Genomic DNA, 5842 nt, shown 5'->3' on the forward strand with positions numbered 1-5842 from the left:
ACTGATCGCGTATATTTTAAGCGCATGGCCGCAAGAAACATCAGATTGTCAGGGTGACATCCCGGACCGATTACCCTTACCGTCTGATCCCGAAGGACCCCTTGAATAAAGGTAAATGAAGACCAGGCCTCTGATCGGTTGGGGGTAGAGCTTGCGGGAAGCACAAAAACCGAATTTTTCTAATAAATAACCGTAAGGATACGTGCGTCATTATGAAAAAAACGGCTCTCATTACCGGGATTACCGGGCAGGACGGTTCATATCTGACTGAATTTCTGCTTGAAAAGGGATACGAGGTGCACGGGATCAAGCGGCGCGCCTCGAACTTCAACACCCAGAGAATTGACCACATTTATGAGGATCATCACGTCGTTGATCGCAAGCTGAAGCTTCATTACGGCGATCTGGGCGATACGTCGAACCTGACCCGCATCCTGCAGGAAGTTCAGCCCGATGAAATCTATAACCTCGGGGCGCAAAGCCACGTCGATGTGAGTTTTGAAGTGCCCGAATACACCGCGGATGTTGATGGCATCGGAACCCTTCGTCTGCTTGAGGCCATTCGCTTTCTCGGGCTCGAGAAAAAGACACGTTTCTATCAGGCGTCCACGTCCGAGCTCTATGGGCTTGTCCGCGAAACGCCGCAGACTGAAACCACCCCGTTCCACCCGCGTTCGCCTTATGCGGTGTCCAAGCTTTTTGCCTATTGGATCACGGTGAACTATCGCGAGGCTTATGGCATGTATGCCTGCAACGGCATCCTTTTCAATCACGAGAGCCCACGGCGCGGCGAGACATTTGTAACCCGTAAAATCACGCGTGGCCTTGCGAATATTGCACAAGGCCTGGAGAACTGCATCTATATGGGCAATATCGATGCCCTGCGGGATTGGGGGCACGCAAAAGACTATGTGCGTATGCAGTGGATGATGCTGCAACAGGATACGCCCGAAGATTTCGTGATTGCCACCGGAGAACAGCATTCTGTTCGGGATTTCATAGTCTGGACTGCCGAGGCATTGGGCATTTCTCTGGAGTTCCGGGGATCCGGCGTTGATGAATACGCCGTTGTGACCGAAGCGGACCCGGAAACCGCCCCTGCGGTTTCAGTCGGTGATGTCATCATGCGCATCGATCCCGAGTATTTCCGGCCTGCCGAAGTTGACACGCTTCTGGGCGACGCACGGAAGGCGCGTGAAAAGCTGGGATGGCAACCCACGATCACTGTGCGCGAAATGTGCGCCGAAATGGTTGCAGAAGATTGCATTGCAGCCCGGCGTCATGCGCTTTTGCGCGACAAGGGACTATCCGTGCCGATCGCGCTGGAAGGTCTTTGAGCGGATAGGCAGTTTTTTCACAAGGAGCAATTTATGCGTATCGGAGTTGTGGGAGGCGCCGGCAAAATCGGCAAGCTGAGAGTTGAAACCATTCAGGAGTGCCCGGATACAACGCTTGCAGCCGTTCTGGACCTGTCGGAAGACGCTGCACGCCAGGTGGCAGGTGGTGCCCCGGTCTTCACCGATCTCGAGCGCTTTCTTGATGTGGAGATGGATGCGGTTGTGGTTTCCACCCCGCCGCATACGCATGAAGATCCATGCATCAGTGCGCTAAAACGCGGCATGCATGTGCTGGTCGAGAAACCAATGGCCAGCAATGCGGACACCTGTCATCGGATGCTGGAGGCCGCGAAGTCTGCAAACCGGGTGATCGCGACCGGTTTCAACATGCGCTATTACCCTTCATTCGCCTATGTGAAAGATGTCATTAGCGCTGGAAAAATAGGCAAAATCACTCATGTACGCGCATTCTGCGGGCATGATGGATTGGCTCATTTCACCCATGATTGGGAATACCGGGTGCCGGAATCCGGTGGTGGGGCGATGTGGGATATCGGCATTCATATGACCGACATGGTGCGTTACATGCTGGGCGAGGTGACCTCGGTCTATGGTGTGGCCAGCGAGAGCGTCTGGAACCTTCCAGGCTCTGAGGATACCGCCCTGGCCGTGTTGAAAAACCCCGAGGGCATTCCCGCCGTCTATCACGCAACATGGGGCGAATGGCGCGGGTATGATTTCGCAATCGAAGTGCATGGGACGCATGGCGTGGTGCAGGGTGCCTATGCGCCGATGAAGAACGTTCTGATCACCCTTCCGGAACCCGGTGGCAAAGGGACAACCACAAAACGCCAATATTTTGATATTGCGGTGCGCGAAAAGCTATTTTCGTGGAAAACCACTGCGAAAATTTCTTTTGCGGAAGAGCTTCGGGATTTTCTGAAACTCTGTGAAGGGGATCTCAGCGGCAGAATTGCGGATGGCAATGCCGGGCTGCGGTCGATCGAAATTGCAAACGCCGTTGTTGAAAGTTCACGCACCAACAAAGCCATTGAGCTGCCGGTGCTGCAACCAGTGCGCCCCTAGCTCCGGCACGTGGCGGTCGGGTCGGGCGATTAGCCTGCGGCCCGGTCCGCGATCAGGTTGCAGATTGTCCCAATCTGGGCGTCAGACAGGCCCGTGAACGTTGGCAGGTTGAGACCCGTTGCCGAGAGGTGTTCGGACTGCGGCAGGTGCACATTCTGCGTGGCCGCCAGCTCCAGATATGGCGGTTGTTGATGCATGCTCGGGAAGAAAGGCCTGTTGTCGACGCCATTGTCGCGCAAATAATCCGCCAACTGATCCCGGGTGGCACCGTACTGTTCCGGGTCGACTGTTAGACAATATAACCAGGGCGTCAGCCTGGCCCATGGCATGACCGGTCGAAATTTGATGCCGGGTATCCCTTTCAGGTTTTGGTCATAAGTTTCGAAAATCTCCCGGCGCCGCGCCAGAATGGTATCTGCGCGTTCGATCTGCGCGCACGCGACCGCAGCTGTCAGGTTCGTCATGCGATAATTGTAGCCAACGACCCTATGAACATAACGCTGGTGCGGATCATTTCCCTGGCTGCGCAGCATTTTGGCCCGCTCCAGCAAGCTATCATCATTAAAGGTGAGCGCGCCGCCCTCACCGCTGGTGAAAACCTTGTTTCCGAAAAAGGAAAATGAGGCGATATTGGACAGCGATCCGACCTTGCGGCCTTTGTATTCCCCCATATGCGCCTCGGCGGCGTCCTCGACGACCCAGAGATCATGGGCAGAAGCGATCTGGTTGATGGCGTCCATATCCGCCGGGTGGCCATAAAGGTGAACCGCAATGATCCCTTTTGTCCGGGGGGTAATGGCCTCAGCCAGCTTTTCCGGGTCGATACACCAGGCATCGGGATCAACATCGACAAAGATCGGTATTGCGCCGCAATATCTGACGGCATTGGCCGTTGCGATATAGGTCAGGGCAGGGACAAGAACTTCGTCGCCGGGCTGTACATCCAGTGTCAGAAGAGCAAGGTGAAGCGCAACTGTACCGTTCGCGACAGCAAGGCAGTGGTCGGTCTGACACGCGGCCGCAAACTCTTTTTCGAAACGATCGAGAAATGCGCCGCTTGAAGAAATCCAGGTTCCTTTGATCGCTTCTACAACATAGCGTTCTTCATTACCTGAAAGGTCCGGAACCGCGACTGGTATCATGTTTTCACCTTCAAAATTGTCACCTACTAAATCACAGCGCTTTGTCAGGAGGCGCTCGCTCCGGTCAGGCGTCATGAAAATTGCGCCCGACAGTTGGTTTCACAGTGTTTCAGGTTCTTCTCCCTGAAAATATCCCACCAGTTCACCACATGCCCACATGCTTACGATCATGAAAATAAGCGGTGAGGCAAGCCAGAACTTTCGAAGATAAACCCGCTTGCGGCGCTGGTTTCCAAGATGCCGGAAAAACAGAACAAACGGCAGAATGGGCGTTACGGCGGCGCGAAAGACCCGCAGGCCGAACGAAATCTCGCCACATCGGATGCGGGCGTATTTACGACCCCAGTGAAACCATTCCAGAGCGAGAGTGGTCGTCGGAATACGCGGGCGGTATTCGGTCGTGCGCGGGCGGTCTGAAAGAACCATCTTGTGTCCCGCCGCCTGAAGGGCGGCATGGATCGACGGTTCATAGAAACGATGCTCATAAAGCGGGCGCAGCTCGTGCAGCGTGTCGGCCAGATAACATACGTTGGTGGCCGACAGAAAATCGGCCTCGCCGGTTGGCACAGGGGCCATGTAGCGCCCGAAATCACAAATATGGATGGCCCAGTTCCAGATCGTATCATAGCCGTTATCGGCACAACCCCCCACCGCTGCTGCGCCGGTCTGATCCTGCAGTTCGATCACTGACACGATCCAGTTGTCAGCAGGGATGCCGCGATCTTCAACAAGACCGATCAGGCGCCCGCGGGCAACTTTGATGCCTTCAGAGCGGCGGATATCCCAGAAACGGTGCAGATCAAGGGCGTTTTGCGGCACCATGCCACCCGCAATGACGCCCAGGTCGAGAAACCGGAAATCGGGGAAGTCTTCGGCCATCCCGGCGGCTTCCCGCGAAAGCTGGTCGAATGGAACAATAACCTCGACATCGTAATCGCCGCGTTGGTTGGCAAGCGCGGTCAGGCACGTGCGCAGTGCTTCACCTCCGTCAACGATCGCGACGATCACCGAGATATCAGGTTGTGAGTGATCCTGTTTGTTCATTGCAGGCCTTCCCCTCACCGAACTCTGGACAGGGACTGGCCTGCGCCAAACCAGTATCCGGCGACTTCACCCAATCCCCAGGACAGCGAAAATGGCACAAGAAGGGGCAACGAAAGCAGCAATTGCCGGATGTGCCGGCCCTTGGACAAGACGTTCCGAACCACGCGAAAATAAACGAGCGGGGGCAGGGCAAAGGCGAAAAGGCCCATCAGGATTCGTTTCCCGAACGCTTCGCCGCGCACCCGCGCCCCGGCGAAGCTTTTCGAATAAAGGTATCTCTGCGTGAGATAGAGGCCGAAGGTGTAATGCATCCTGTGGCCGGAAATGATGTCGTTGCGCAGTGTCAGAGATACCCCTTCGGCACGCATATGGTCATGGAGGTGGTTTTCCCATTTGCCGTCATCCAGCAGGGCATCAAACCGTTTCAGAACATCGCTGCGATACACCGTGTTATTGCCCGGAAGCCAATCTGACGGGCCATCATTCAATGGCGGCAAGACAGCGCTGTATTCACAAAGAAACGCGGCCCAGTCGACAAGGGTATCGGTCGCGTCATTGTCCACCGGGCCAGCCACAACATCGGATCCCGCCGCAATCTCAGCCAGCATACGCTCGGTCCAGTCACGCGGCACAATCACATGATCTTCCAGAACACCGATTGCATCGGCCGAGGCCGCCCGAATGCCGACGGCACGCATCTGTGGAATGGTCGTATCCGCGGCCACTGATATGGTGCGTATGGTCGGAAATTCCGCTTCAAGCTGGCTGGTGAATTCAGGGCCCAGGCGTATGACGGCGATGATTTCCGGCTGAGAGCCGGTCTGGCTTTGCAGGGCTGTCGCGCAAGCCCGAAAGTCGGAGAGGGCATTGGTGCATGGAACGACAACCGAAATCTGGTGGTGTTTCATGTTTTCTCTCCCAAGCGATCTGTGTCCCTGAGATGGGCAGTGATTATGGCGTCTGATCGTGAAAAGCGATTGAAATCAAAAATGTCGAAGCGCAGTATTCTCTGTGGTGGAAATGGCATTAATTTTTATCCTTGGCGCAAACTGTTCTTAAATAGGGGATAATTTTCAATGCGCCTTTCTCAACGCATTTTCAAAGCTGACCTCGGTCATTTCAGCGGCACGATCCCAGGTGAATTTTGCGGCCTGATGTATCGCCTGTTCTGATAACCGCGCGTGAAGATCATTGTCAGACAGCAATCTGTTGGTCTGCTGCGCAATCGAAGAC

Annotated in this window: 5 protein-coding genes; 2 read left to right on the plus strand and 3 right to left on the minus strand. The window is 55.2% G+C overall.

What is annotated here, in order from left to right; translation table 11 throughout:
• Window positions 1–212 precede the first annotated feature (212 nt).
• Both gmd and AC2FNU_RS23700 read left to right on the plus strand, forming a co-directional pair.
• Window positions 213–1337 (plus strand): GDP-mannose 4,6-dehydratase, encoded by a 1125-nt coding sequence (gmd, locus tag AC2FNU_RS23695; RefSeq protein ID WP_496793601.1) that lies wholly within the window; start codon window positions 213–215, stop codon window positions 1335–1337.
• A gap of 33 nt (window positions 1338–1370) precedes the next feature.
• On the plus strand, window positions 1371–2423 hold the full coding sequence (locus AC2FNU_RS23700; protein ID WP_496793604.1) for a Gfo/Idh/MocA family protein: 1053 nt from the start codon (window positions 1371–1373) through the stop codon (window positions 2421–2423).
• Window positions 2424–2452: 29 nt separating this feature from the next.
• On the opposite strand, the gene AC2FNU_RS23705 is transcribed toward AC2FNU_RS23700, so the two are convergent.
• The 3 genes from AC2FNU_RS23705 to AC2FNU_RS23715 all read right to left on the minus strand — a co-directional run bounded on the left by AC2FNU_RS23705 (window position 2453) and on the right by AC2FNU_RS23715 (window position 5517).
• Window positions 2453–3565 (minus strand): DegT/DnrJ/EryC1/StrS family aminotransferase, encoded by a 1113-nt coding sequence (locus AC2FNU_RS23705; RefSeq protein WP_496793606.1) that lies wholly within the window; start codon window positions 3563–3565, stop codon window positions 2453–2455.
• A gap of 99 nt (window positions 3566–3664) precedes the next feature.
• Window positions 3665–4609 (minus strand): hypothetical protein, encoded by a 945-nt coding sequence (locus AC2FNU_RS23710; RefSeq protein ID WP_496793610.1) that lies wholly within the window; start codon window positions 4607–4609, stop codon window positions 3665–3667.
• Window positions 4610–4623: 14 nt separating this feature from the next.
• A complete protein-coding gene (locus AC2FNU_RS23715) occupies window positions 4624–5517 on the minus strand; it encodes a glycosyltransferase family 2 protein (RefSeq protein ID WP_496793613.1) in 894 nt (297 codons plus the stop codon).
• Between the last annotated feature and the right edge of the window lie 325 nt (window positions 5518–5842).

Source organism: Ruegeria sp. BHSB064 (genome assembly GCF_059613205.1).

Bases quoted from the DNA above. Each gene is read 5' to 3' on its own strand.
- gmd (WP_496793601.1), top strand. From the start codon at position 213: ATGAAAAAAACGGCTCTCATTACCGGGATTACCGGGCAGGACGGTTCA.
- AC2FNU_RS23700 (WP_496793604.1), top strand. From the start codon at position 1,371: ATGCGTATCGGAGTTGTGGGAGGCGCCGGCAAAATCGGCAAGCTGAGA.
- AC2FNU_RS23705 (WP_496793606.1), bottom strand. From the start codon at position 3,565: ATGATACCAGTCGCGGTTCCGGACCTTTCAGGTAATGAAGAACGCTAT.
- AC2FNU_RS23710 (WP_496793610.1), bottom strand. From the start codon at position 4,609: ATGAACAAACAGGATCACTCACAACCTGATATCTCGGTGATCGTCGCG.
- AC2FNU_RS23715 (WP_496793613.1), bottom strand. From the start codon at position 5,517: ATGAAACACCACCAGATTTCGGTTGTCGTTCCATGCACCAATGCCCTC.